General features: G+C 26.0%; 29 protein-coding genes. 21 read left to right on the forward strand and 8 right to left on the reverse strand.

Annotated elements, in window-relative coordinates; all coding sequences use genetic code 11:
* Positions 1 to 53: 53 nt before the first annotated feature.
* The 3 genes from AELL_RS06775 (at position 54) to AELL_RS06785 (ending at position 4,235) form a co-directional block, all read left to right on the forward strand.
* Positions 54 to 692 carry an energy transducer TonB gene (locus AELL_RS06775; protein WP_164967238.1) on the forward strand — a complete coding sequence of 213 codons (639 nt, stop codon included), beginning with the start codon at positions 54 to 56 and terminating at the stop codon, positions 690 to 692.
* A gap of 68 nt (positions 693 to 760) precedes the next feature.
* Positions 761 to 1,879, forward strand: coding sequence for a metallophosphoesterase family protein (locus tag AELL_RS06780; RefSeq protein WP_118917218.1), 1,119 nt, complete (start codon positions 761 to 763; stop codon positions 1,877 to 1,879).
* Positions 1,866 to 4,235 (forward strand): AAA family ATPase, encoded by a 2,370-nt coding sequence (locus AELL_RS06785; protein ID WP_118917219.1) that lies wholly within the window; start codon positions 1,866 to 1,868, stop codon positions 4,233 to 4,235. The genes AELL_RS06780 and AELL_RS06785 overlap by 14 nt, the downstream gene beginning before the upstream one ends.
* 15 nt (positions 4,236 to 4,250) lie before the next feature.
* Here AELL_RS06785 and AELL_RS06790 read toward each other — a convergent pair whose 3' ends face one another.
* Entirely contained in the window at positions 4,251 to 4,538 is a 288-nt protein-coding gene (locus AELL_RS06790; protein ID WP_118917220.1) for a hypothetical protein, read from the reverse strand.
* Between the two features lie 424 nt (positions 4,539 to 4,962).
* Here AELL_RS06790 and AELL_RS06795 point away from each other — a divergent pair, with 424 nt between their 5' ends.
* The 5 genes from AELL_RS06795 to AELL_RS06815 are packed head-to-tail and all read left to right on the forward strand — an operon-like array spanning position 4,963 to position 6,998.
* The gene (locus AELL_RS06795; protein ID WP_118917221.1) at positions 4,963 to 5,304 is read left to right on the forward strand and encodes a type II toxin-antitoxin system RelE/ParE family toxin; all 342 of its coding nucleotides are present in this window, start codon (positions 4,963 to 4,965) and stop codon (positions 5,302 to 5,304) included.
* The gene (locus AELL_RS06800; protein ID WP_118917222.1) at positions 5,297 to 5,572 is read left to right on the forward strand and encodes a helix-turn-helix domain-containing protein; all 276 of its coding nucleotides are present in this window, start codon (positions 5,297 to 5,299) and stop codon (positions 5,570 to 5,572) included. The genes AELL_RS06795 and AELL_RS06800 overlap by 8 nt, the downstream gene beginning before the upstream one ends.
* A 17-nt stretch (positions 5,573 to 5,589) precedes the next feature.
* Entirely contained in the window at positions 5,590 to 5,967 is a 378-nt protein-coding gene (locus AELL_RS06805) for a S24 family peptidase (RefSeq protein ID WP_118917223.1), read from the forward strand.
* The gene (locus AELL_RS06810; protein WP_118918626.1) at positions 5,957 to 6,328 is read left to right on the forward strand and encodes a DCC1-like thiol-disulfide oxidoreductase family protein; all 372 of its coding nucleotides are present in this window, start codon (positions 5,957 to 5,959) and stop codon (positions 6,326 to 6,328) included. Before AELL_RS06805 ends, AELL_RS06810 begins: the two co-directional genes overlap by 11 nt.
* A 25-nt stretch (positions 6,329 to 6,353) precedes the next feature.
* Entirely contained in the window at positions 6,354 to 6,998 is a 645-nt protein-coding gene (locus AELL_RS06815) for an Nmad2 family putative nucleotide modification protein (RefSeq protein ID WP_118917224.1), read from the forward strand.
* Here AELL_RS06815 and aat read toward each other — a convergent pair.
* The gene (gene aat / locus AELL_RS06820) at positions 6,988 to 7,653 is read right to left on the reverse strand and encodes a leucyl/phenylalanyl-tRNA--protein transferase (protein ID WP_118917225.1); all 666 of its coding nucleotides are present in this window, start codon (positions 7,651 to 7,653) and stop codon (positions 6,988 to 6,990) included. The two genes, AELL_RS06815 and aat, sit on opposite strands and share 11 nt — an antisense overlap.
* A 62-nt stretch (positions 7,654 to 7,715) precedes the next feature.
* Here aat and AELL_RS06825 point away from each other — a divergent pair, with 62 nt between their 5' ends.
* Positions 7,716 to 8,402 carry a pseudouridine synthase gene (locus AELL_RS06825; RefSeq protein ID WP_118917226.1) on the forward strand — a complete coding sequence of 229 codons (687 nt, stop codon included), beginning with the start codon at positions 7,716 to 7,718 and terminating at the stop codon, positions 8,400 to 8,402.
* On the opposite strand, the gene AELL_RS14265 is transcribed toward AELL_RS06825, so the two are convergent.
* Positions 8,399 to 8,560: a hypothetical protein gene (locus tag AELL_RS14265; protein WP_164967239.1), complete on the reverse strand. Its 162-nt coding sequence runs from the start codon at positions 8,558 to 8,560 to the stop codon at positions 8,399 to 8,401. The two genes, AELL_RS06825 and AELL_RS14265, sit on opposite strands and share 4 nt — an antisense overlap.
* An 11-nt stretch (positions 8,561 to 8,571) precedes the next feature.
* The gene (locus tag AELL_RS06830; protein WP_118917227.1) at positions 8,572 to 9,195 is read right to left on the reverse strand and encodes an HAD family hydrolase; all 624 of its coding nucleotides are present in this window, start codon (positions 9,193 to 9,195) and stop codon (positions 8,572 to 8,574) included.
* A gap of 301 nt (positions 9,196 to 9,496) precedes the next feature.
* Between AELL_RS06830 and AELL_RS06835 the strand changes: the two genes are divergently transcribed.
* Genes AELL_RS06835 through AELL_RS06865 form a run of 7 tightly spaced genes read left to right on the forward strand, consistent with a single transcriptional unit; the run spans position 9,497 to position 15,228 of the window.
* Positions 9,497 to 10,000 carry a hypothetical protein gene (locus AELL_RS06835; protein WP_118917228.1) on the forward strand — a complete coding sequence of 168 codons (504 nt, stop codon included), beginning with the start codon at positions 9,497 to 9,499 and terminating at the stop codon, positions 9,998 to 10,000.
* On the forward strand, positions 10,000 to 10,710 hold the full coding sequence (locus AELL_RS06840; protein WP_118917229.1) for a sulfite exporter TauE/SafE family protein: 711 nt from the start codon (positions 10,000 to 10,002) through the stop codon (positions 10,708 to 10,710). The genes AELL_RS06835 and AELL_RS06840 overlap by 1 nt, the downstream gene beginning before the upstream one ends.
* Before the next feature lie 33 nt (positions 10,711 to 10,743).
* Positions 10,744 to 10,923, forward strand: coding sequence for a hypothetical protein (locus tag AELL_RS06845; protein WP_118917230.1), 180 nt, complete (start codon positions 10,744 to 10,746; stop codon positions 10,921 to 10,923).
* 23 nt (positions 10,924 to 10,946) lie between these two features.
* Positions 10,947 to 12,764 carry a TonB-dependent receptor plug domain-containing protein gene (locus tag AELL_RS06850; protein ID WP_118917231.1) on the forward strand — a complete coding sequence of 606 codons (1,818 nt, stop codon included), beginning with the start codon at positions 10,947 to 10,949 and terminating at the stop codon, positions 12,762 to 12,764.
* Position 12,765: 1 nt separating this feature from the next.
* Positions 12,766 to 13,599, forward strand: a complete 834-nt coding sequence (locus tag AELL_RS06855; RefSeq protein WP_118917232.1) for an ABC transporter substrate-binding protein — start codon at positions 12,766 to 12,768, stop codon at positions 13,597 to 13,599.
* Positions 13,574 to 14,272, forward strand: a complete 699-nt coding sequence (locus AELL_RS06860) for an ATP-binding cassette domain-containing protein (protein WP_118917233.1) — start codon at positions 13,574 to 13,576, stop codon at positions 14,270 to 14,272. Before AELL_RS06855 ends, AELL_RS06860 begins: the two co-directional genes overlap by 26 nt.
* The gene (locus tag AELL_RS06865) at positions 14,269 to 15,228 is read left to right on the forward strand and encodes a FecCD family ABC transporter permease (RefSeq protein ID WP_118917234.1); all 960 of its coding nucleotides are present in this window, start codon (positions 14,269 to 14,271) and stop codon (positions 15,226 to 15,228) included. Before AELL_RS06860 ends, AELL_RS06865 begins: the two co-directional genes overlap by 4 nt.
* Before the next feature lie 4 nt (positions 15,229 to 15,232).
* Here the strand turns inward: AELL_RS06865 and AELL_RS06870 are convergent, their stop codons facing one another.
* Together AELL_RS06870 and AELL_RS06875 are read right to left on the reverse strand one after the other, a co-directional pair.
* Positions 15,233 to 15,724 (reverse strand): SixA phosphatase family protein, encoded by a 492-nt coding sequence (locus AELL_RS06870; protein ID WP_118917235.1) that lies wholly within the window; start codon positions 15,722 to 15,724, stop codon positions 15,233 to 15,235.
* Complete coding sequence (locus tag AELL_RS06875; protein ID WP_118918627.1) at positions 15,725 to 16,339, reverse strand: acyl carrier protein phosphodiesterase; 615 nt, start codon at positions 16,337 to 16,339, stop codon at positions 15,725 to 15,727.
* A gap of 107 nt (positions 16,340 to 16,446) precedes the next feature.
* Here AELL_RS06875 and AELL_RS06880 point away from each other — a divergent pair, with 107 nt between their 5' ends.
* Positions 16,447 to 17,703: a cobyrinic acid a,c-diamide synthase CobB gene (locus tag AELL_RS06880; RefSeq protein WP_226806028.1), complete on the forward strand. Its 1,257-nt coding sequence runs from the start codon at positions 16,447 to 16,449 to the stop codon at positions 17,701 to 17,703.
* A gap of 85 nt (positions 17,704 to 17,788) precedes the next feature.
* Here AELL_RS06880 and AELL_RS06885 read toward each other — a convergent pair whose 3' ends face one another.
* Positions 17,789 to 18,004, reverse strand: a complete 216-nt coding sequence (locus AELL_RS06885; RefSeq protein WP_118917237.1) for a malate dehydrogenase — start codon at positions 18,002 to 18,004, stop codon at positions 17,789 to 17,791.
* Between the two features lie 55 nt (positions 18,005 to 18,059).
* On the opposite strand from AELL_RS06885, the gene AELL_RS06890 reads away from it, so the two are divergent.
* The 4 genes from AELL_RS06890 to AELL_RS06905 all read left to right on the forward strand — a co-directional run bounded on the left by AELL_RS06890 (position 18,060) and on the right by AELL_RS06905 (position 23,207).
* Positions 18,060 to 19,037: an SLAC1 anion channel family protein gene (locus tag AELL_RS06890; protein ID WP_118917238.1), complete on the forward strand. Its 978-nt coding sequence runs from the start codon at positions 18,060 to 18,062 to the stop codon at positions 19,035 to 19,037.
* Between the two features lie 54 nt (positions 19,038 to 19,091).
* Positions 19,092 to 19,502, forward strand: a complete 411-nt coding sequence (locus AELL_RS06895) for a hypothetical protein (RefSeq protein WP_118917239.1) — start codon at positions 19,092 to 19,094, stop codon at positions 19,500 to 19,502.
* A 69-nt stretch (positions 19,503 to 19,571) separates the two neighbouring features.
* Positions 19,572 to 20,591 (forward strand): aldo/keto reductase, encoded by a 1,020-nt coding sequence (locus AELL_RS06900; RefSeq protein WP_118917240.1) that lies wholly within the window; start codon positions 19,572 to 19,574, stop codon positions 20,589 to 20,591.
* Positions 20,592 to 20,666: 75 nt separating this feature from the next.
* Entirely contained in the window at positions 20,667 to 23,207 is a 2,541-nt protein-coding gene (locus tag AELL_RS06905; RefSeq protein ID WP_118917241.1) for a methyl-accepting chemotaxis protein, read from the forward strand.
* Between the two features lie 41 nt (positions 23,208 to 23,248).
* On the opposite strand, the gene AELL_RS06910 is transcribed toward AELL_RS06905, so the two are convergent.
* Positions 23,249 to 24,745, reverse strand: a complete 1,497-nt coding sequence (locus AELL_RS06910) for an ABC1 kinase family protein (protein ID WP_226806023.1) — start codon at positions 24,743 to 24,745, stop codon at positions 23,249 to 23,251.
* Between the last annotated feature and the right edge of the window lie 26 nt (positions 24,746 to 24,771).

Genomic DNA, 24,771 nt, shown 5'->3' on the forward strand with positions numbered 1-24,771 from the left:
TTTTTTATGCTTTTTTTGCTTTTTTGCTTTTCTATCTTTTTATGGATAAAAAGATGATTTTAGATGAACCTAAAACTATTCAAAAAATATCTTTAAATCATATTGAGTTAGAAAAAAAGCCAGTTGTTAATCAAATAAAAGAAGAAAAGGTTATACAAGAAGAAATAAAAGAGCAAGTAAAAGAAGAGATAAAGCCAGAACCAATAGAAAAAGTAGTTAAAAAAGAAGAAAAGAAAATGGTTCCAGAAAAGCCAAAAGAGAAAAAAATAGAAAAAGAAAAAGTAGTTAAAAAAGAGGAAATTAAAGAGCAAAAAAATCCTACAAAAGAGGAAAATGTTAAAGAAAATATAGTAAATAGTACTATACAAAAAGAAACAAAAGAATTAGTTGCTCCAAAACCAGTAGTTGATGAAAAAAAAGAGTATTTGGAAAAACATTTGGCACTTATTAGAGATTTGATAAATCAAAATATAAAATATCCTCTAAAAGCTAAAAAGTTATCAATTCAAGGAGTTGTAACTGTAAAATTTAAACTAAATGAAAATGGAGTTATTGAAAATATAACTATCATTGATGGGCATAAATTTCTACAAAATGCAACAATTGAAGCTATTGAAGAGGCTTCAAAAAAGTTCCCAAAAACAAATAAAAGTATAGAGATTCAAATTCCAATAGAGTATAAGTTAATTTAAAAAAGTCATTTGTGAGTAAATAGTTTGTTATAATCTTTTAATAATTTTTAAAAAAGAAAGATTTAACATTGAAAATACTACATTTTAGCGATACTCATTTGGGTTTTAATGACCTTGATATTATAAATGAAAACAATATCAACCAAAGAGAAGCGGACTTTTATGATGCTTTTACTCAAGTTGTTGAACAAATAAAACTAATAAAACCTGATTATATTATCCACACGGGAGATTTGTTTCATAGAGCAAGTCCTAGTAATAGAGCTATTACTTATGCACTTGAAAAGTTCAATGAAATAAATGCTTTAAATATTCCATTTATTTTAATAGCTGGAAATCACTCAACACCAAGAACAAATCTAAGTTCGCCTATTTTAAAGATATTTGAAAACTTTAAAAATATCTATGTTTCATATAATCAAGAGTATAAAAAAATAGAGTTTGAAGATGTAGTATTTCATACTTTGCCTCATATGAATGATGAAAATATTGCATGTGAGCAAATAAACTCATGTGAAGCGAATATAGACGAAAACAAAAGAAATATCATGATGATGCACTGTAGCGTTGGTGCTTGGTATTTGATGAGTGAGTTTGGAGAATGGGTATATCCATCAAATAAAGAGTATATATTTGAAAAGATGGATTATGTGGCTCTTGGGCACTGGCATGGTTTTGGAAAAGTTGGAAAGTATGAAAATGTTTACTATAGTGGAAGCGTTGAGCGAACAAGTTTAAATGATAAACGAAATTCAAAAGGTTTTATAGTTGCAAATATAAAAGATACACTTACTATAGACTACATTGAGATAAACATAAGAACTATTAGACAAAAAGAGATAGATTGTAGTGATTTGGAAGCTTCAATACAAGCTTTAGATACAAGTGATTGCCAAAATGCAATAGTAGAAGTAAAACTAACAAATCTTACACCATTAGGCTCAATAGATATTCAAAACAAACAAATCAAAGAGTTATTTCCAACGGCTTTAAGTGTTAGTATAAAAAGAGAGTTTAAAAAAGATATTACCTCATCAAATATTGATAATCTTGAAGCAATATCACTTGAAGAGTATTTTTTAGAGCATATAAAAGAGAGTTGCAATGACCTAGAGTATGAAAGACTAAAACAAAAGACACAAGAACTATTTTCTAAGTATGAAGAGGTAAGTTATGATACTAACTAAACTAAAACTAGAAAACTTTAAAAAGTATAGTTCATTTGAAATCTCTTTTGATTTAGGACTTATAGGAATTATAGGAAAAAATGGAAGTGGGAAATCTACTATTTTTGAAGCTATCTTATTTGCTTTATATGGTGAACTAAGAAACAAAGGTGATAAAGAAGTAGTAAGAAATGCAAATGCTTCACAAAAAGACATAGTTAGTGTTGAACTAGAGTTTGAAATAGGTGAAAGTTTATATAAGATAATCAGAGAATTTAGAGGAAAAACTTTAAGTGCAAATGCAAAACTATATAAAAATGAAGAACTTATAACTACTGGAGCAAAAGAAGTAACAACAGCTATATCTAATCTAACAAAGATGAGTAAAGATGCTTTTATGCATACTTTATTTGCTAGTCAAAAAGAACTTACAAGTTTAAGTAATAGTAAACCAGAAGATAGAAAAAAGATGATTAGAAAACTTCTAGGGCTTGAAAAGATTGATTTTGTAGAAAAAGAGTTAATAGAAAAGAGTAGGGAGCTAAAAAGAGAAATAGATGCTTTTAAAGAAGTATTACTAAGTAGTGAAGATATAACTATAAAAAAAGAGAATATAGTTGAACAAACAGTTCAAAAAGAGGAGTTTTTAAAAGAGATAGATAAACAAAGTTTAGTTTTAGAAGAGTTAAATCAAAAAGTTTCTACTATAAAACAAGAGTTAGAACTATTTACAAAAACAAAAGAGCAAAAACAAAGTTTAAAAGCTAGATGTGAACTTCTAACAAATACAATCAACTCTCATCAAAAAACACAAGAAAAACTACAAAATGAATTAAATACACTATATACAAAACAAGAAGAGTTAAAAGGTTTACAAACTATCAAACAAGAGTATATAAATCTACATGAAACTCTAAAAGAGCAAGATAAACTAAAAGAGTATAGCTTAAGAAAAGATGGATTACTTTTAGAGCAAAAAGAGTTAAGAGAACAATACACAAAAGCAAAGGATAGTATAAAGGTATTAGAGTTTGAAACAAAAGAGCATTTAGAGTTAGTAGAAAAAGAAAAAGAGTTAGATAAGAGTATAGAAAAATATAAACAACTTCTAACAAACAAAGAGTTAGATGAAAAAAGAGTATTACAAGAAATAGCAGGTGAAGAAAAGCTAATAGCTGATATAAAAAAGAAAATAGAAAATATCACAACGCTAGGCAAAGAATCAAACTGTCCAACTTGTACAAGACCACTTTTAGATGAGTATGATAGTGTTATATTCTCACTTGAACAAATAGTACTAAATACACAAAATACAAAGATTGATTTTTCTAAAGAACAACTAGCAAATATTAAAGATGAAAAAGAAAAACTAGAAGAACTACAAAAAGCACATATAAAAGAGCATTTTGAAATCTCTAAAAAGATAAATCTAATAGAAAATAAAAAAAGAGATTTACAAGTCCAAAAAGAACACTTTGAAAAAGTGACACAAAAGGGAGTAAAAAACAAAGAAGAGTTAGCAAAACTTGAAATCTATAGTTATGATAAGAACTTACATGAAGAACTGCTTTTAAAACAAAAAGAGTTAAAAACTAAGTATGAGTATATACTCTCACTTGAAACTATGCTAAAAAGAGTTGATACTATAAAAGAGGAGTTAGAAGCATCACAGCATAATCAAGATAAATACAACTTAGAACTTCTGCAAAAAGATTTAGAGTATAAAGCTATAAACTATGATGAGGTAAAACATCAAGAAAAAGCAAAAGAGTTTGATGAGGTACAAAAACAAAAAGATAGTTTAGTAACTCTTATAAATGATTTAAAAGTAAAAATAGCAACTATTGAAGGCCAAATCAAAACTATACTTGAGAGTTTACAAAACAATGAAACTCAACTAAAAAAAGTACAAACAAAAAAAGATGACCTAAATGACTATGAAAAAATTAAAATAAATTTAGCAGAGTTTAAAACAAAACTAAACTCAAAAGTAGCTCCAAGAATCTCTGATATTGCTTCAAATATGTTTGCTCAAATCACAAAAGGAAAATATCAACATATCGAAGTTTCAAATGAGTTTGACTTTTATATCTATGATGAAGGCAAAAAGTATCCAATAGAGCGATTCAGTGGTGGAGAAATCGACCTTGCAAACTTGGTTTTAAGAATCGCTATTTCAAAAACTTTGAGTGAACTAAGTGGTGCAAATAGTGTAGAGTTTTTGGCTTTTGATGAAGTTTTTGGAAGTCAAGATGATACAAGAAGAATGGAAATCCTCGAAGCCTTTCATACAATCAAAGAACAATATAGACAAATATTTTTAATCAGCCATGAAATGGAAATAAAAGAGATGTTTGAGCGAGTTGTGGAGGTTTAAGAAAATATTAATTTATTAAATATTATCGAAAAACTTTTTTAATTCAGAATAAAAATTTTCTTTATGAAGTATTAATCTTTCAACTATATTTTTTAATTTTGAATTATCAATTTTTCCATCATTTAAAAGTTTAAAAAAATGTATTCTTTCTTGTTCATAATCAAGAAGAAATTTACGTGAAGATTCTAAAGATAATAAACTTAAATTAAAATCAATTTTTGAATTTAATTCTTTCATAGAATGATGTAGATTTTTAATTTTTTCAATTTTTGAGACAAAATCATTATCTAAATTATTATCCATAATATCAGTTAACTGAATAAGTAAATAAAAATATCTTGATGATAATTCGTTTATTTCTATTAATATATTCTTTTTTAATTCAAATTTTAATTTCTTATTTTCTTGAGAGTGATTTGATTTGTTATTTATATAAGTAAAAAATCCAGCAATTAATGCACCTAATCCAATTTTTAAAGCTGTATCAGCAAGATCATACTAATTTTTTGTATTATCAATAATTGTTTTTACTTCTTCCATTCATTTTCCTTAAAATTAGTAAATTTAGATACTAATTTTATTTTAAAAATAATAAAAATAAAATTTATTTCAATCTGTAATATTTTAAATCCAAAATCTAGATTTTATATATAATCAGTTATATTATTTAATTTGGAGATAACAATATGATTAAATTGACAAAAGTTAACATATATGTTAACATATTATGAAAGAGATTTTGTTTTATAAAAGTAAATCTCAAAGAAGTTTTATAGAAGAGTTTTTGGATACTTTATCAAATAAAGAAGTAGAAAAAGTTCTTTGGGTATTTAAGTTGATAAGAGAAGATGAATTTATATCTACAAAATTTTACAAAAAGCTTGTAAATACTGAAGATATTATAGAAATTCGCGTGCAACTCTCAAATAACAATTTTAGATTTCTTGGTTTTGAACATGATGGAAAGTTGATTATTCTTACAAATGCTTTTAGAAAAAAAGAGCAAAAGACACCAAAAAATGAGATTGAATTAGCACAAAAAAGGAAAAAGGAGTATTTAAATGGATGATTTAGATAAATATATACAAAAAAGAAAAAAATTAAGTAAAGAGTTTGAAGAAAATTTTGATAAAGGTTATGATGATTTTAAAATTGGGGAGTTATTGAAATTAGCCCGAACAGAAGCTGGATTTACTCAAGAAGAAGTTGCAATAAAACTAAATACAAAAAAATCAGCAATTTCAAGAATAGAAAATCATGCTTTAGATATAAAACTATCAACGCTTCAAAACTTTGCAAATATTTTAGGAAAAGAACTAAAAATAGAGTTAGTTTAATTTAAAAAAGAAAAACCATGAACAAAATAAAACTAGAATACCACCAAGAAATAGACAATAAAATAGTAAAAAAAGAGTTGGAGTTTGAAGAAGATTTGATAAAAGTTCCATACTCTAAAGCTTCACTTTTTGTCTCAAAAGTAAAAGGTAAATCTATGCAACCAGTTATTCTTGATAACTCTTTGGTAGTTGCTGATTTATCTCAAAAAGAGTTTGAAGATGAAGCTATATTTTTGATTCACAAAGATGAAAATATGTGGATAAAAAAAGCTAGTCTTATAGAGCAAAAAGAGTTTTTTGTATCTATAAATCCTGATTTTTCTCATCTTGTTTATAAAAAAGAGGATTGTAGAATTATCGCAAAAGTTTTGATATATTTTGAAAATGAAAACTAATCAAATAATCCTATTTTACGATGAAGAGTGTCCTTTTTGTAAAAACTATACAAACTTTTTGAAGCTAAAAAAGAGTTTTGATTTAAAACTAATAGATGCTAGAAAAAATAAAATAGAACTAGAAAATATTTGTAAAAACCTAGATATAAATGATGGTTTTATAGTTGTATATGAAAATCATTGTTTTCAAGGTGCTAAAGCTTTAGAGTTTTTAAATAGTGCAGTTGATAAAACTACAATTTTGGGAAAATTGCATTTTTTCTTTGCTTATGAAAATATTTTTTCAAAATTTTTATACAAAATTCTTTTTATTTTGAGAAAATTTATACTTTTTATTTTAAGAAAAGATAGCAAAATCTGATAAGATAAAATCAAAAAGAAAATAGATGAAAGTATATGTTTATATAGTTCCAGTTGATGATGGTGCAGCTCCAAATCCTTATGGTGGAGTTTGTACTCTTGCTATTTGTAAAATGAATTTACGTAAAATTGCAAAAAAAGGTGATTGGATTATCGGGCTTTCAAACTCTTTTGAACTTATCTATACTATGAAAATCACTACTGTTATGAGTATGAAGGAGTATGACGAGTTTACAAAAGAGCATTTACAAATAAAAATACCAAATAAAACAAGTAAAATTATAGAAGAACAAATGGGCGATAGTGTTTATGATTTTTCAAATGATGAGATAAAACTTCGTCCTAGTGTTCATAGTCGTTGTACAAAAGAGATGGATTTATTTGGGGAAAACGTTTTATTATCAAATTTTTTTTATTATTTTGGAAGTGTTGCTCAAAAATTACCAAAAGAGTTTTTAGATATTGTTAGTTTAGATATTGACTTTATAGAGTTAAATGAAGAGTTAAAAAATCAATTTTTCTTTTGGTTACAAAATCAAAATTCTGAACTAAATAAAATCTATGCAAAACCTCATGTTATTGGATTAATAAGTCCAAGTGATAGAACAAAAGAGATGAGTTGTTGTAGAAGAAAAAAGATAGAGAAAAATTTTTTTAATTCTAACTCTTAAGAATTTTAAAATACTCTTCTCTACTTATTTCCCTTGCTCCCAAACTAGCTAAATGGTCATTATAAACTTGACAATCTATGATTTTGATTTCATTCTCTTTTGCCCACTGACAAAGATGATAAAAAGCAACTTTTGAAGCATCAGTTACCTTTGCAAACATACTTTCCCCACAGAAAACATCACCAATAACAAGTCCATAAAGTCCACCAACTAACTCATCATTTAGATAGGTTTCAACAGAAAAAGCAATTTCAAGTTCAAATAAATTTGTATAAGCTTCTATAAACTCTTCACTTATCCAAGTGCTATCTTCATGTTTTCTTTTAATTTGGGAACATTCACGCATAACTTTTTCAAAGTTTTCATTTGATTTAACTACAAAACCTTTGTTTGTTAATGATTTTTTCAGGCTTTTTGATACTTTCATTTCATTTGGATTTAACACCATTCTTTTATTTGGTGAGAACCAATGAATATAACCATAATCATCAATATACCAAGGGAAAATCCCATTTTCATAAGCATTTATAAGTCTTTGAGGATGAAAGTCACCACCAACAGCAACTAAATCATCTTTCATCATCTCTAAAGTTGGAAAATCAAAGTTTTCATCATCAAGTAAATATATTTTATTTTTTTTATCAAGTAATTTCATGTTTGTATTTTATTGAAAAAATGTTAATATCCGACCAATTTAAAAGAAAAAGATAGGAATTTATGGCAAATAGTTATAAAAGAATAGATGCTCATCTATCGAGTTTGGGATATTGTACGCGAGGTGAAGCGAAAAAGTTTTTGAGAATTTTTGAAGTTTTAGTAAAAGATAAAAGAATTTTTGACCCATCTTTAAAAGCTTATCACGACGATATTAAAATTGATAAAGAACCAATAGATGCTGAAACAATCACAATATTATTAAATAAACCTAGTGGATTTATTTGCTCTCATAATGACGCAGGAAGTTTGATTTACTCTTTAATCCCACAACGTTGGAATAGAAGAAATCCAAAAATCTCAACTGTTGGAAGACTTGATGTTGATACAACAGGAGCAATTATTTTAACAGATAATGGTGATTTAAACCATAAATTAACAAGTCCAAAAAGTGATGTAATAAAAGTTTATGAAGCAACTTTGGCTGAACCTTTAAAAGGTGATGAAACACAAATTTTTGCAAGTGGAGAGTTGATGTTAAATGGTGAAAAAAAACCTTTACTTCCAGCAAAACTTGAAGTTATAACTTCTACACAAGTGCGACTTGAGATAGTTGAGGGAAAATATCATCAGGTAAAAAGAATGTTTGCAGCAGTTGGAAATAGGGTAGTTAAACTTCATAGATTAAATTTTGCTGGATTTGATGTAGAAGATTTAAAAGAGGGTGAGTATAAGTTCATAGAACTTTAACACTCCTCTTTTTTTGTTATTGTCCAATCTTTATTTTCTTCTTGAAGTTTATCTATTTGTTTTTGAGTCAAATTTAGATATTTCATAATTTTTCCATCAAAAACAATACAAGAAAAAACTTCTTCTTTTTTAAATAGATTTTTTATAGTTTCAAACATAAATATAACTCTTAATAAAATTTTGCTTTTATTCTATTTTCTAATTCAGCAACAGTCTCTATTGCATCTTTTTCATGATTTGAAAATCCCCAGTTTACTAAAACCGAATCAACTCCTGCATTTGTAGCAGCCATAATATCTTTATGCGAATCTCCAATTAGTTGAGCATTTTGTTTTTCAATATTGTGTTTATCTAAGATTTTATAAACCATTTCTGGATGTGGTTTTGGATTTTTTACACTGTCATATCCCAAAATAGTTGAAAAATATTTTGCTAAACCTACATGATTTAACATCTTATATGCATAAGTAGAGTTAGCATTTGTTGCAACAGCAAGTGTAAAATCACCTTTTAAATCTTCAATTAGTTTAGTAATTCCATCATAAACTACTAAATCACTTAAACAATGTTGATTGTAATACTCTTCAAAAAGTTTTGTTTGTTCTTGTGTAAACTCTTTTGTTCCATAAAAAAACTCTGCTGAATTTATAGTTGGGTCATTTACTTTTTCTAAAATATGATTTTTTTCTAATTTTTCAAAACCTAAATTTTCTCGTACATAATTTATAGTATTTGTAATTGCATATCCACTATCAATCAATGTTCCGTCCATATCAAACATTATCAGACGCATTAAATTCCTTTTTTTTGTATTTTTTATTATATTATGAAAAATATAAGTAAAAAGTTAAATATTTTTTAAATATAGGAGAAATTTTATCTTATTTTAATATTAGAACTGTTACTATTCTTTCATAGGATATTTGTATTAAATCCTCCTACTACTAAATACATATGATTTTGTATCCTATACTCTGAAGTAAATTTGAATACGGGCTTTACAGTTTTTCCCTCTGTAAAGCCTTTTTTTATGCCTTAATAATCTAAAATTTATATACAAGTGAATATAATACCGCTAAATTTTGGGAGTTTCTATGAAAAAAATCTTACCTTTTTTTACAATAATTTTAATAATAGCAATAATTGTTGTAATATTTTTATCTATGTCAAATAGCAAACAAATGGTTGTTTTAAAAGAGGGTAATACAACTTTAACTCCACTTGAAATAGTTTTAGGAAAATATCAAGATAGTGATTGTGGAATGATAATCACTGATTTAACTTATGCCTCTCAAGTTGTTTCAAATGATGGAAAAACTTGGTTTTTTCACGACCACGGTGGAATGGCAAATTGGTTAAGAACAAAAGAGTTTAAAGATAGTGCAAAAATTTGGGTTATGTCAAAAGATACAAATAAATATATTGATGGAAGAACAGCTTTTTATAGTACAACAGAAGCAACTCCTATGAGATATGGATTTGGAGCTTATGAAAACAAACAAGATGGATTTATAACTTTTGAAGAGATGAGTTTAAGAATGCTAAGAGGTGAAACTATGGCAAATCCTGTTTATAAAAAAGAGCTTTTAGGTAAATAATGGAAACAATTAGTATTTTAACAATTATTTCAATAGCTTTTTTAGGTTCATTTGGACATTGTGTGGGAATGTGTGGAGGAATTGTAATTGCTTATTCAAGTACAAAAATAAGAAGTGAATGGTCAAAACAAACACAAACAATTGCTCATCTATTATATTCATTTGGAAGAATTACAACTTATATGATTTTAGGAGCCTTATTTGGTCTTGTTGGTGGAGTTGTAACTTTTGATAATCTTACAAGTGGAATATTTTTACTAATAACTGGTTTTATGATGGTTTTAGTTGGACTTTCACTTCTTGGGAAAATCAAGTTTTTAACAATGCTTGAACATAGTTGTTCAAAATCATCTTTTTATCAAAAAACATTCAAATCACTTTTAGGTTCAGACTCTTTATTTAGTTTTTATCTTTTGGGTATGTTAAATGGACTGCTTCCATGTGGGTTTGTGTATGTTTTTGCAATCACAGCTGCAAGTACAGGAAGTGCATTTTGGGGTGCGATAGTAATGCTTATTTTTGGACTTAGTACAATTCCCGCACTTTTTTCTCTTGGCTTTTTTGTTGGACTTTTCAAACAATCAAATCTTAGAGATTTATTTATCAAACTTGCTTCAATTTTAGTAATAGCTTTTGGAATATATATAGCTTATATCGGTTATGAATATTTAACAGACCCAACAAAAACTATTTTAAATTGTCATATTTAAAAAAATCAATTAAATTTTATAAAGGAGGACAAAATGGTTAAAAAGAAAAAATACTTTAGTTTTTTTGGTATTTTAGCTGCAACTGTAAATAAGAAATTAGAATCTTTAAATTGTATGATTCTTTCTGTTTTATCAAAAGCACCAGCAATTACTAAAATATTGTTACATAAACAATTAAAACCAATGAAATTATATTCAACAAATAACATATAAATAAAAAATTTAGGAAATAAGAAATGCAAAAAAATTTATCTATAAGCTTAGTTGCAAGCTTTCTAATAGCGACAAACCTTTTTTCAGCCGAAAACTTAGAAACAATCACAGTTACAAGTGCTACAAAATCAGAACAATCAATCAAAGATGTTACTTCAAATGTTGAAGTTATAACAAAAGAAGAGATAGAAGAGAAACACTTTACTTCTGTTCCAGAGGCTTTAAATACACTTGCAGGAATTTCATTTGTAAGTAATGGTGGATTAGGTAATTCAACTTCTTTATACTTACGAGGTATGGACTCAAAAAGAGTTTTAGTTTTAATTGATGGAATAAAATATCAAGACCCTTCAAATACTAGTGGTGCTGCACTTGAGCATTTAATGATAAATGATATAGAAAGAATTGAAGTAATTAAAGGTGCTCAAAGTGGTATTTGGGGAGCAGATGCAAGTGCTGGTGTAATAAATATTATTACAAGTTCAGCTAAAAAAGGGTTTCATGGAAATGCTTCTGTGGAAATGGGAAGTTTTCAAACTAAAAAATATGGAATGACAGTTTCTAATAAAACAGATAATTATGATATTGGACTTTCAGCAAATAGAGTATTAACTGATGGATTTTCTTCTCAAGTTCCTTATGGTGAAAATCCGGATGAGTATGTAAAAAATGGTTATAGAAATACAACTGTTAATTTAAAAGGTGGTTATAACTTAACAGATTCTGATAGAATAAGTGCAAATTATAATCATATTAATTCTTTATCGCAATATGATGGAAATACAGGTAATGAAACAAAAAGAAGTGATAATGAATCAAATCTATATTCACTAGCATATAATAAAATTTATGAAAGTCACGATATTAAATTAAAATATGATATTTCAAAATTTGATAAAGAACAATTAGAAGCTACGAAATCTTCGGAAGTAAAAAATTATAATGGTCAAACTACAAGTATAGAATTAACTGATAAAATTTCTTATTTAGATAATGATAATGTAGTTATTGGAGTTAATAAGGAAAAAACTGAAGTTGATTATATAAAAGGAAATAACGATAAAAATGATTCTGAAACAAAAAATAAATCAATATTTTTAACTAATACTAATACTTTTGAAAGATTAGTATTGACTGAATCATTAAGAAGAGATGATTATTCTAGCTTTGGTTCAAAAAATACTGGAAAAATTGGTGCAAAATATTCTATTAATGAAGATTTATCATTTAGTACAAATTATGGAACAGCATACAATGCTCCAAATTTAATACAATCTTTAAATCCTTGGGGAATTTCAAATCCAAATTTAGAACCAGAAAAAGTTAAATCTTTTGATGTATCTTCAACTTATAAAGATTTTACACTTACATATTTTAAAAATAAAGTTGATAATCTTATAAATTGGCAATCTTCAAAATATCAAAATATTGCTGGAACTTCAACTATAGAAGGTTATGAATCAAAATATTCAAAAATGATAATTGAAGATTTATTAATAAACTTAAATTATACTCATTTAAGTGCAAAAAATAGTAAAGAAGAAGATTTAGCTAGACGTCCAAAAAATCAAATAGGTTTTGGAGTTGATTATTATGGAATCAGTAAATTACATTTTAATGTAAATGGTAAATATATTGGTGATAGATATGATAAAGATAATAAAACAGGTGCTGAAACTGGAAACTATACAATTTGGAATTCTGTGATAAATTATGATATAAACAAAACTTACAAAGCATATTTAAAAGTTGATAACATTTTTGACAAATACTATCAAACAGTTGATGGTTATGCAACAGCTGAAAGAAGTGCTTATATAGGATTAAAGGCTAGTTTCTAATATGAAATTTTTTTTATTTATACTTATTTTTTGTGTAAATTTATTAGGAAGTGAGAGAATAGTTACTCTCTCACCTTCTATAAATGAGATTGTATTTGCTTTAGGTGTTGGTGAAAATGTTGTAGCAAATACTAAACATTGTGATTTTCCAGAAGAATCAAAAAATCTTCCAAAAATTGGAGGTTATAACAATATCTCTTTGGAAAAAGTGCTTGAATTAAAACCAACAGTTGTAATTGGACAAGATTATGATGAAAAATTAAACTCAAATTTAAAAGCTTTGGGTATAAAAACTTTAATTTATAAAACAAATACAATCTCATCAATAAAAAATACTATTCTTGATTTAGGAAGTTTTTTCAACAAAACTGAAAGAGCAAAGGAATTAGTATCAAATATTGATAATGCTCTGTCTTCTTTAAATTCAATTATTGAAAATAAAAAGATATTAGTTGTAATTAGTCCGAAAAAATCATTATCAAATCAGATTTATGTAACTGGGAATTTTTTATATTTTGAAGATATTATAAAAGCAAGTGGAAATCAAAATGCTTATAATTCAGAAAATCCTGCACAACCTGTTGTAAATACTGAAAAAATTATAAATATGAATCCAGATATTATAGTTTTATTAGCTCCATTTTTAGATGGAAAAATAGATGAGCAAAAAGAGATAATAAACGCTTGGAAACAACTTCCTATAAATGCTTCAAAAGATGATAATATTTATGCTGTTGATAAACTTTATGCTGGAATTCCAAGCCAAAGAGTGGAGTTTTTTATAAAAGATTTTAAAAAGATATTAGAAAATGTTAGAAATAAAAGATTACAATAGTTTTATTTTGCACGAAATCTCTTTTTTGTTAAAAGAGAATGAAAATTTGATAATTCTTGGTGAAAATGGTGCAGGAAAATCAACTCTAGCAAAGGTTTTATCAAATCTTATTTCAAATGAAAAAGTAAAACTTTTTGGAGAAAATATTTCAAAAATAAGTGATTATAAAAGAGCAAAACTTATAAATTATATTCCACCAAAACTCTCAATTTTTGATGAATATGTAACTTTAAGAGAGTTTTTGGAACTCTCTTTTATTGATAGTGTAAATATTCAAAAAATAGATGAAACAATAAAACTTTTAAATTTGAGAAAATTAGAAGATAAATTTTGTAAATCATTTAGTTCAGGTGAAAAGCAACTTTTACTTCTAGCAAGTGCGATAATGCACAATGCAAAAATCACTATTTTTGATGAATTAACGGCAAATTTAGATATTAGTCGATTAAAAGAGGTTTTTGATATTCTAAATTCTGATTTACTTGAACAAAAAATTATTATCACTCATAATCTTGATTTAGCTTATGCTTTAAAATATAAAGTTCTGTTTCTAAATGATGGCATAATCGAATTTTTTGGAGAACATGATGAATTTTTTTCAAATGAAAATCTAAAAAAATTTTATAACAATACTATTTTAAAATTAGATAATCATTTGGTGGTAAATCTATGAAAATATTTTTATATATAATTAGTGTTATCATAGTTTGTATTGCACCTTTTTGGGGAGAAATACCTATTTCTTTAAAAGATATTTTTGAACCAAATTCAACAACTTATACGATATTTTGGGATTTAAGAGTTTCAAGGGTTTTTTTGGCATTTTTTGTTGGTGGAATTTTGGCATTGGGTGGTTTGATTTTTCAAATTATTTTTAAAAACCAATTAATAACACCATATACATTGGGAATTGCAAGTGGAACGACACTTTTTACAGCTATTTCAATAGTATTTTTTCCAGCTCTTTATATGAGTATTTCCTCTGTTTTTGGTTCTATTATTACTATTTTGATTTTATATTTCATCTCAAAACAGATAAATAAAAGCTCAATTGCAGTCTCTACAAACTCAATTTTACTTATTGGAATTGCTTTATCATATTTTTATAGTTCAGCTTTGATGTTGGTTTTTTATATGAGTAATTTACAAGAAAACTATTCAATAGTTAGATTTACCCTTGGAAGTTTAGATACTGTTGGTTATACAAGTGGAATTGTTGTTATGATTGTAAGTTTAATATTTTATGCAGTTGTACATCTAAATAAAGAGAAAATAAAACTGCTTCTAATTTGCAACGATACAGCATTTTTAAAAGGTTTAAATGTACACAAAATAAATATTTTACTGCTTGTTGTCGTATCTTTAAGTGTAGGGATAAGTATTAGTTTTGTGGGACCCATTGGATTTATTGGGCTTATTATTCCTCATATTATAAAACTTGTTTATAAAAAAAGTGCCGATAAACTATTTTTTCCTGTATTTTTCTTTGGAGGAATATTTTTAGTATTTAGTGATTTGATTTCAAGAAACTTAAATACAGATTCAAGCCTTCCAATTGGTGTGGTAACGGCTTTTATAGGAGCGCCATTTTTTGTATATTTATTAGTTAGAAGAAATAAAAAAGTATAAATTTTTATTTATACTTTTTAGGAGATTCAAAGGAGATTAAAGTTGAATTCTCTTTTGATATATCTTTCCAAGAATTTGTATCAAAATCTATTTCAACAATTGCACAAGTAGGTATATTTTCTATTTCTAAATCACACAAAGAGTTTGCTAAATCGCAAAGTCCAGGATTATGTCCTATAAAAAATATTGTATTAAACGAATTATCTATATTATGAACAACTTTTTTTAAACTTGATAAAGGTGCTTCATAAATAGTTTTATCAAAACTTATTTTATCAATAAAACCAATCTTTTCAGCAATTATTTCTGCAGTTAGTTTTGTTCTAAGTGAGGGTGAAGAGATTATCAAATCAGGTATGATATTTTTTTCTTTTAATAGCTCTGCCATAAAAGGAGCATCTTTTTCACCTCTTTTATTTAAAGGTCTATCAAAATCATCAAGTCTTAAATCTTCCCAAGAAGATTTTGCATGTCTTATCAAAAACAATTTTTTCATCTACAGCCTCCAATGTTTTAATTTATTTTTATCCAAATCACTTTTTAGAGTTTTACAAAGTTGTGGGAAAAACTCTAAAAAATCTTTTTCTAAATAATTTATATTATCAATAACAGTATTTGAATAACCACTTGCTGTTTCTCTTTGTAAAAGTCTAGGAGATAATCTTTTATCCATTCTATCAAAAGAGGTTTTTAATTGATTTATAGTGTGATATTTGTTTAGTAAATCTCTTTCTATCATATTTGTTATAGAGATATTTGCAATATATGGCATAAAAGGAGCTCTTTTATAAGCTTGTGTATAAAAACTATTTGAGAAAGTTTTTAAAGGAATAGTACAAAATTTATCCCAATTTTTAGTCAAAAGATAATCATAAGTTAAATCAACTATCACAGGTTTTAATAAACCTCTTTCTCTTAATCTTTTTTTACTACATGAAATAATTTCATGGGAATCAGTAAATGAATCAATTTTTTTATGGGTTTGCATTCCTTTTTTTATCTCATCAGAAGCATTTTCCCAAACTCGACCTTTTAAAGGGTCAGCTAAAAAATTTCCAATTTGAAAATCTATATCTAATTCTGATAAAAATACATGTGCTAACCAGTTCAAATATTTCCTTTTATTTTTTATATCTATGAAAATTTTATCAAGTTTTTGTGACATTTAGATAATATTTCCTAAAAAAATCACAAGGAGCCAAAATCAAAGCTATATGTATAAGTGCAACGGCATCAAATCAAGGAAAAACTACTCTAACAACAGCACTTTTATATCATTTTAGAAAATCTGTTAGACCTTTTAAAATTGGACCTGATTTTATAGATCCTCTTTTTCATCAAAAAATATGCCAAACTCCAAGTATAAATCTTGATACTTGTATTATGAATGAAGCCCAAGTAAAATGGTTATTCGATAAATATAGTGATAAAAATATCTCTATTCTTGAGGGAGTTATGGGGTTTTATGATGGTATGGATAAAAATGCTTCTGCTTATGATGTAACAAAACTTTTAAATGTTCCAACAATCATAGTTTTAGATGCAAGTGGTTCATATATAACTTTAAGTGCAATTATAAAAGGTCTTAAAACTTATCAAGAAGGAAATACTATAAAAGGTGTGATTTTTAATCATGTGGGTTCAAATAGTCATTTTGAATTGATAAAAAATCAAGTTGAAAAAGATTTTGATGATATAGAAGTTTTAGGTTGGATTGAAAATAGACTTGATACTTTGGATTCTACACATCTTGGACTTGATTTAAAAGATAATGAGTTTGAAAAACTTGAACATATTTCAAAAGAGGTTTTAAAACATATAGATTTAGAAAAATTAGAAAAAATTGCAGAGTTTACAGCTTCTAAAACAGAAGATTATCCCTTTGAAAAAATAGAAAAATATAATAAACACATAACTTTGGTAAATGATGAAAATTTCTCTTTTTTATACCATGATAATTTGGAGTTTTTAAAAGAGAGTTTCGAAAAAGTAACAATAGTAAATGCTATAAACAACGAAATTATTCCAAGTGATGCAGATATTGTTTTTATTGTTGGTGGTTATATTGAAACTTCAAAAGCTTATGAAAAAATAGAAAACTCAAATGATTTTAAAAACTCATTATTAACTCATGCAAAACAAAATAAAGCAATTTATGGTGAATGTGCTGGATTACTATTTTTATCAAACAGAGTTGATGATAAAAAAATGATGGGATTATTAGATTTGGATTTTACTTTAGGAAAAAAGTTTTATCGAATGGGATATTATGAAAATGAATTAGGAATCACAGGTCATGCTTTTCATTTTACAAAACTTATAGATGAGCAAAAAGTAGGGGAATACAAACTTTATAAAAAAAATAGTAGTGATGGAACTTATGCTGCATTTAAAAATAATAATGTTTTTGGAACATATCTTCATACAATGTTTAGGAATAATTTTAATAAGATTAAAAAATATTTGAATTTATAGAGTATTATAATTTTTACTTATGAAAAATAAAACAAACTTTAATTTTTATAAGTTATAATTATGAATTAATTATTAGAAAAACAAATTATTTTCCAGTTGGATTTAGTTTTGCTTTGAGTTTTTTTGGTAGATGAGCGAAAACCATTGTACTATTTTTGATAAATTTTTCCTTTTCAAAAATTGCAATATCTAAACTCATTGTTTCAGTTTTAAAGTTTAGAAGTTTGATAGTTTGATTTCTCTCTTCAAAAAAGAGATTTTCTTTACTTAAATCAATTATTAACTTTTTACTTTTTGCCAAAATAGACCTTTTAATTTTTTCTAATTATAATAAATTATTCTTAATAGGATTTATAATGCAAGTACAAGAGAGCATAAAATCGATTCCCTCAAACAGATTACAATTTTTCCCTATAATGATGTTTGCTACCATTATGGGTTTAGGTGGTTTAACTTTAGTATATGAAAGATTAAATGCAATTTTTTCTTTTCCAAATTATTTAGCTTTATTTATGTTGGGTATTTCTACTTTTTTATTTTTTTTAGTTTTGATTTTTTATATTTTAAAACTAATAAAATATAAAGATGAAGTTAAAAAAGAGTTTTCTCATCCAATAAGAGTAAATTTTTTTGCTGCGTTTTCTATATCAATGTTAATTTTATCGATTGATTATAGACATTATTATACAAATGTATCAGAACTATTTTTTGTTTTTGGAGCAATTTTTCATATCTTTTTTACCTATTACACCATTAGATTTTGGATAAACAACAATCTTGAAATGCAACATTCAAATCCAGCTTGGTTTATTCCTATTGTTGGGAATTTGATAGTTCCAATTGCTGGAAAAGGTTTTGTAGATGATTCAATATTATATTTTTATTTTTCAATTGGAATTTTCTTTTGGATAATTTTATTTTCAATAATTTTAAATAGAATTATTTTTCACAATCAATTTGCTCCAAAATTTATGCCAACACTTTTTATTTTAATTGCACCTCCTTCTATTGGATTTATCTCTTATATAAAATTAACTGGAAGTTTAGATTTTTTTGCTCAAATTTTATTTAATTTAGGGCTATTTTTTACAATTTTAGTTTTTGTTATGTATAAAAACTTTGTAAAAATCAAATTCTTTATCTCTTGGTGGGCATTTACTTTTCCAATGGCAGCAGTTACTTTAAGTACGATTTTGATGTATGAATTAACTCAAAAAGGGATTTATTCTATTTTTTCTTATGTTTTAACTTTTATTACAACAATAATTGTTTTATTAGTTGCAATTCAAACTATTAAACATATGATGAAAAAAGAGATTTGTATTATGGAGTAATTAATTTAAAAAGATATAATACCCCTTCTAATTTAAAATATTAAGGTTTTGCGAATGTCAAAAAATAAGAATGTTATTTTATATGGGGTTTTATCTTTAATTATCATAGGTGCAATCTATTTTATACCTATGTTTTTAAATGACCCTTTTGAAAAAATTAAAACAGAAATTTTACAAACAAATAAAACTCTTCCAAAAATGGTAGATGAAGAGACTAGACTTGAGTTAGTTCAGTTTGTAGATAAAAAAATTGAAACTTATTACACTTTAGTAAAAATAACTAAAGAAGAAGTTGATGTTGAAAAAATAATTCCAGGTGTAAAAGAATCTTTAAAAAATAGTATTTGTGGAAAACAAAATTTTTTAGATAATTTGTCAAAAGGTGTTGATTACTCATTTACATACAAAGACAAAAATTCTGAATTAATTTCAACAATAATTATTACAAAATCAGATTGTAAATAAAATAAAATTTTTTTAATATAAGTCTAAAGTGTTATAATAAATCCTATTAAAAAATTTGAAGGATTTATTATGGAATTTAGATATATAGGAAAAAGTGGGCTTAGGGTATCTTCAATTTGTATGGGAACTATGACTTTTGGTTCAACTACAACAAAAGAAGAGGCTTTTAAAATTATGGATAAAGCTTATGAAAATGGAATAAACTTTTTTGATACAGCAGAACTTTATCCAGTTCCTCCAAAAGCAAATACAACTGGAATAACTGAACAAATTGTTGGGCAATGGCTTAAAACAAAACCAAGAGATTCAATAATTCTTGCAACTAAAGTTGCAGGTGCTGCTTCAGGATGGTTTGTGCCACCAATTAGACACGGTTTAACTGCAATTGACTCTTTTCATATAAAAAGAGCAGTTGAAGGAAGTCTAAAAAAACTTCAAACAGATTATATCGACCTTTATCAAATGCATTGGCCAGATACAATTGTACCTATTGAAGAGAGTTTAAAAGCTTTTGATGAGTTGGTAAGAGAAGGAAAAGTACGATATATCGGAACTTCAAATGATAGTGCTTATGGATTAACAAAAGCAAATGAAACTTCAAAATATAAAAATCTAACTAGATTTGAATCAATTCAAAACAATTTCTCACTTTTAAATCCAAGATTTTTAGATGAATTAGCAAATGTTTGTCGAAGAGAAAATATTTCACTACTTCCATACTCTCCAATAGCAGGTGGAGTTTTAAGTGGAAAATACAATGGTGGTTTTTATCCAACTGATGCAAGATTTACAGCTTACAAAAACAATCAAAGTGTAAGAGTTCAAGCTATGGCAAATAGATTTGTAAATGATAAAACATTAGCTGCAACTGCAAGATATATAGAATTAGCTCGTGAATATGGGATTTCACCTGTAACTTTGGCAGTTTCATATTCTAAGCATTTTGATTTTATAGCTTCAACAATCATAGGAGCTAGAGTTTTAACTCAACTTGATGATTCTTTAAAGGCATTTGATTTTAAAATAGGTGATGAACTTTTATTAAAAATTGAACAAATTCAAAAAGAGATTTTATATCCTATGGGATAACTTTTTTTTATATCATTTAATAACATTTAATGTAGTTTTCACTAAAATATAGGTTATTTCTGCAAAAGGATAAGGATGCAAGACTTGAGTATTAATAAAAAATTTACTTTAACAAACGTTATAGTGACTTTATTAGTTTTAGTTATAGGTTATTTTATATTGAATAAATATAAAAATGATTTGACAGAGGAAGTTTATAATGATGTCAAAATAGAGTTAAACGCTTTAACTGTTTTAAAAATTGAAGGAAAATTAGAAGCAGGTATTTCAAATGCAATTTCTATTTCTAATGACTCTTCAATAAAAGAAGCTTTAGCTAACAATGACAGAGAATTAGCAATCAAAACTTTAGCTAATTTATCAAAAAGTATGAAAGAATCAACACCTTTTCAAAATATTCAGATTCATTTACATACAAAAGATAATCACTCTTTTTTAAGATCATGGCAAGCTGATAAATTTGGGGATGATTTAAGTTCTTTCAGACCAAGTGTAGTAAAAGTTAATACAGACAAAAAAGCAATTAATGGTTTTGAAATAGGTAATGCAGGACTTGGAATTAGATCTGTTGTTCCTATTTTTGATTCAAATAAAAATCATGTTGGTTCATTAGAGTTTATGCAAGGAATTAATTCTGTTGCTAGTTCATTTGACCAAGAGAAAAAAGCCTTTTTATTACTAATGGATTTATCTTTAGCAACTGCTGATGTAAAAGCAGAAAATAAATTAGATAAATATCTTATTTCTCAAAAGTTTATAAATAAAGATTTTTTAGAAGATGCTAAAAAAATAAACTTTAGCAAACTTTTAAATGATAGTTTTTTAATAACAGATAAATATTTTTATAGTTATGTAGATATTACTGATTTTACAGGGAAAAAATTAGGAATTGCTTTAATTGCTGAACCAATTGACTCTGTAAAAGTTGCAATAGATCATGCTTCTTATATTATTTGGGTTGCCTTAATTATTTTGATTGTTGCAGTATTAATTATCATGGTAATTTCGTTGGTAAATATGAGAAACAATATTTTACTTCCTATTCTTAATCTTAAAAATTCAATTGAAAGTATTTCAAATAATTCAACTGAAAGAACAAGAATTGAAGTGAAATCAAATGATGAAATAGGTGATGTTGTAAATAGCTTTAATAATTATTTAGATTCAATCGAAAAAGGTTTAATTCAAGACCAAATTGTAATAGAAGAATCAAGAACAATTATTGAAAAAGTTAATGCTGGATTATTAAATGATAGAATTAAAGGAAAAGCTAATTCAGCTGGTGTTGATTCTTTAGTTAATGAAATTAATAATATGATAGAAAGAATGCAAAAAAATCTAACAATTTTAAGTGAATCTTTAGTTGCTTTATCAACTGCAAAATATGATTATCAAATTCCACATATAGATAATTTAACTGGAATTATCGCTTCTTTATTAAGTGGTACAAAAGTTACACAATCTTCATTAAATGAAATTATGTGTTTAATTGAAAAATCAAATAATGAATTAGCTTCTAGTTCAACACAACTTGCAAATGCTTCTAAAAAATTAAGTGATTCATCAAATACACAAGCAGCATCTTTAGAAGAAACAGCAGCAGCTATTGAAGAAATCTCTGCAACAGTTACAAGAAGTAGTGAAAATGCTATTCAAATGGCTTTATATGCAAAAAATGTTACAAAATCAAGTGATACAGGAAAAGAATTAGCACATAAAACAGCTATTTCAATGGATGAGATAAATAATCAAGTTCAAGCAATCAATGAAGCTATTTCTGTAATCGACCAAATTGCATTCCAAACAAATATTCTAAGTTTAAATGCAGCTGTTGAAGCTGCAACTGCTGGAGAAGCTGGAAAAGGATTTGCTGTTGTTGCAGCAGAAGTGCGAAATCTAGCAAGTAGAAGTGCAGATGCTGCAAATGAAATAAAAACAATAGTTTCAAATGCAACAATTAAAGCAAAAGAAGGAAAAGAGATTACTTCAAAAATGATTGAAGGATATAATGAGTTAAATGAAAATATTGTTGTAACTACAAAACTAATTGATGATGTGGCAACTGCATCAAAAGAACAACAAAAAGCAATGGCTCAAATTAATGATACAGTTAATTCACTAGACCAAGCAACTCAACAAAATGCAGCTCTTGCATCAACTATCAATGATATGGCTGTAAAAACTTCGATTTTAGTAACACAACTTGAAAGTACGATAAATCAAACAAGTTTTGATAAAAATGCACACAAAAGAGTTTGCGATACAAATTTAATTATTGATATAAATAGATTAAAATCTGATCATATTAATTTCAAAAATGTTAATTTTGCCCAATGTAAAGAGGGATTCAAATTTACAGTTAAAAATGCACATGAGTGTAATTTAGGTAAATGGATAGATTCAAATGAAAATAAAGCTTTTGCAAAAACAAAAGAGTGGGAAGATTTAAAAATTGCACATAAAAAAGTGCATGAATTAGTTCAAGAAACAGTTTATTTATATGCTGCTAAAGCAGAAAATGAAAAAATCTTCTCTACAACAAAAGAGATGGAAAATAATATAGAAATAGTATTTGATTTATTAAATAAAATCAGAGAAATTAACTGTTCTAACTAACTACAAACAAAAGAATTTTGAAGATTTTTCTTCAAATTCTTTTATCTATATAAAAGCCTAATAATTCCAATAACAAACAGAGTTAAAGCCATTTGTTTTAATTCTTTATCATACAAAATCATAAATATCGATGTAAAAATTAATCCAAATGATAAAATAATTGGTTTTATAAAACTTTTTATCTCTTTTGAGATAAATTCTAACTGATTGTTTGATATTTCAATTTTAAGTTCACCATTACTAGCTTGTTTTATAACTGATTTTAAATTTTTTAGCGTAAAAGGAATATCTTTTATTTCATCAACTAATGTTTCAATAATACTATCTTTTGCTCCAAGGGCTTTTGGAAGATTTTCTTGTAAAATTGGCAAAATATCTTTTATACCATTAAAATTTTCTATATAAGTTGTACCTAAACCTTCGATAATTGCACTAACTCTTAAAATATATATTGCATCACTTGGAAGTTTAAATGGCATTTTTCTTGTGCTTTCTAAAACTTCAAAAGCTAGTTTTTGCATTGATTCACTACTTAAATTGTCATTTGAAAAGATATCAAACATTTTGCTTGTAAATTCAGCTAATTCACTTGTTGGTGCTTCATAGGCAATTGTTCCTAATCTTTTACTAGCACTTATATAAAGCTCATAATCTCTTTCATTTGCAGCTTTAATAAGCTCAATTATTGCTATTCTTGAAGAGTTTGGAACACTTTTTACCATTCCAAAATCAAGTAAAATTATTTGACCATCTTTTGAAATCAAAAGATTTCCAGGATGAGGGTCTGCGTGAAAATAGCCATTTATTAACATCTGAGTTGTGTAAAAGTTTACAAGGGTTCCTATAATTTTATTAAAATCAATTTTTTCTTTTAAAATATTTTCTTTGTCATCAAATCTAAAACCTTCTTCAAAACTCATAACCAAAGCATCATCACAAGATAAATCAATAAAAGGTTTTGGAAATTTTATACCACTATCTTTATACATTTGCGAAAATTTAATCAGGTTTTGTAATTCTTGATTTAGACTAACTTCTTGTAAAATCATTGAAGAAAACTCTTTTATAACAGCTTCTATGGAATTTTTAGTATAAAAAGAGAATAGGGGATTAAATAAAAAGTTAAAAATATTTATAATTTTTATATCAGCAATTACTCTTTTTTTGATACCTTTTCTTCTTAATTTTACAGCAACTTTTGTATCATCAAATAAAACTGCTTTATGAACTTGACCTATTGAAGCACAAGCAATAGGAGTTTTGTCAAAAGTTTTAAAGCTGTTGTTTTCAAAAGCTTTATTAAAAACTTCTTCAAATTCACTATTATTCATAGGTGGTAATTTATCGTGAAGCTCTTTTAACTCATCTAAATATTCTTGAGAAAAAAAGTCAGCTCTTGTTGCTAACACTTGAGCCAATTTTATAAAACTAGCTCCTAAAGTAGTGATTGTATCTTTTAGTTTTTGAGGTTTTAAAGGTTTTAGACCTAAAAAACTCTCTTTTCTTTTGATAACTAAATAAATAGTTAATAAAAACAAAAAGACTTTATATACTCTATTTGGTG

Origin of the sequence: Arcobacter ellisii (genome assembly GCF_003544915.1) — a bacterium.
In the GTDB taxonomy this organism is placed as follows: Bacteria; Campylobacterota; Campylobacteria; order Campylobacterales; family Arcobacteraceae; genus Aliarcobacter; species Aliarcobacter ellisii.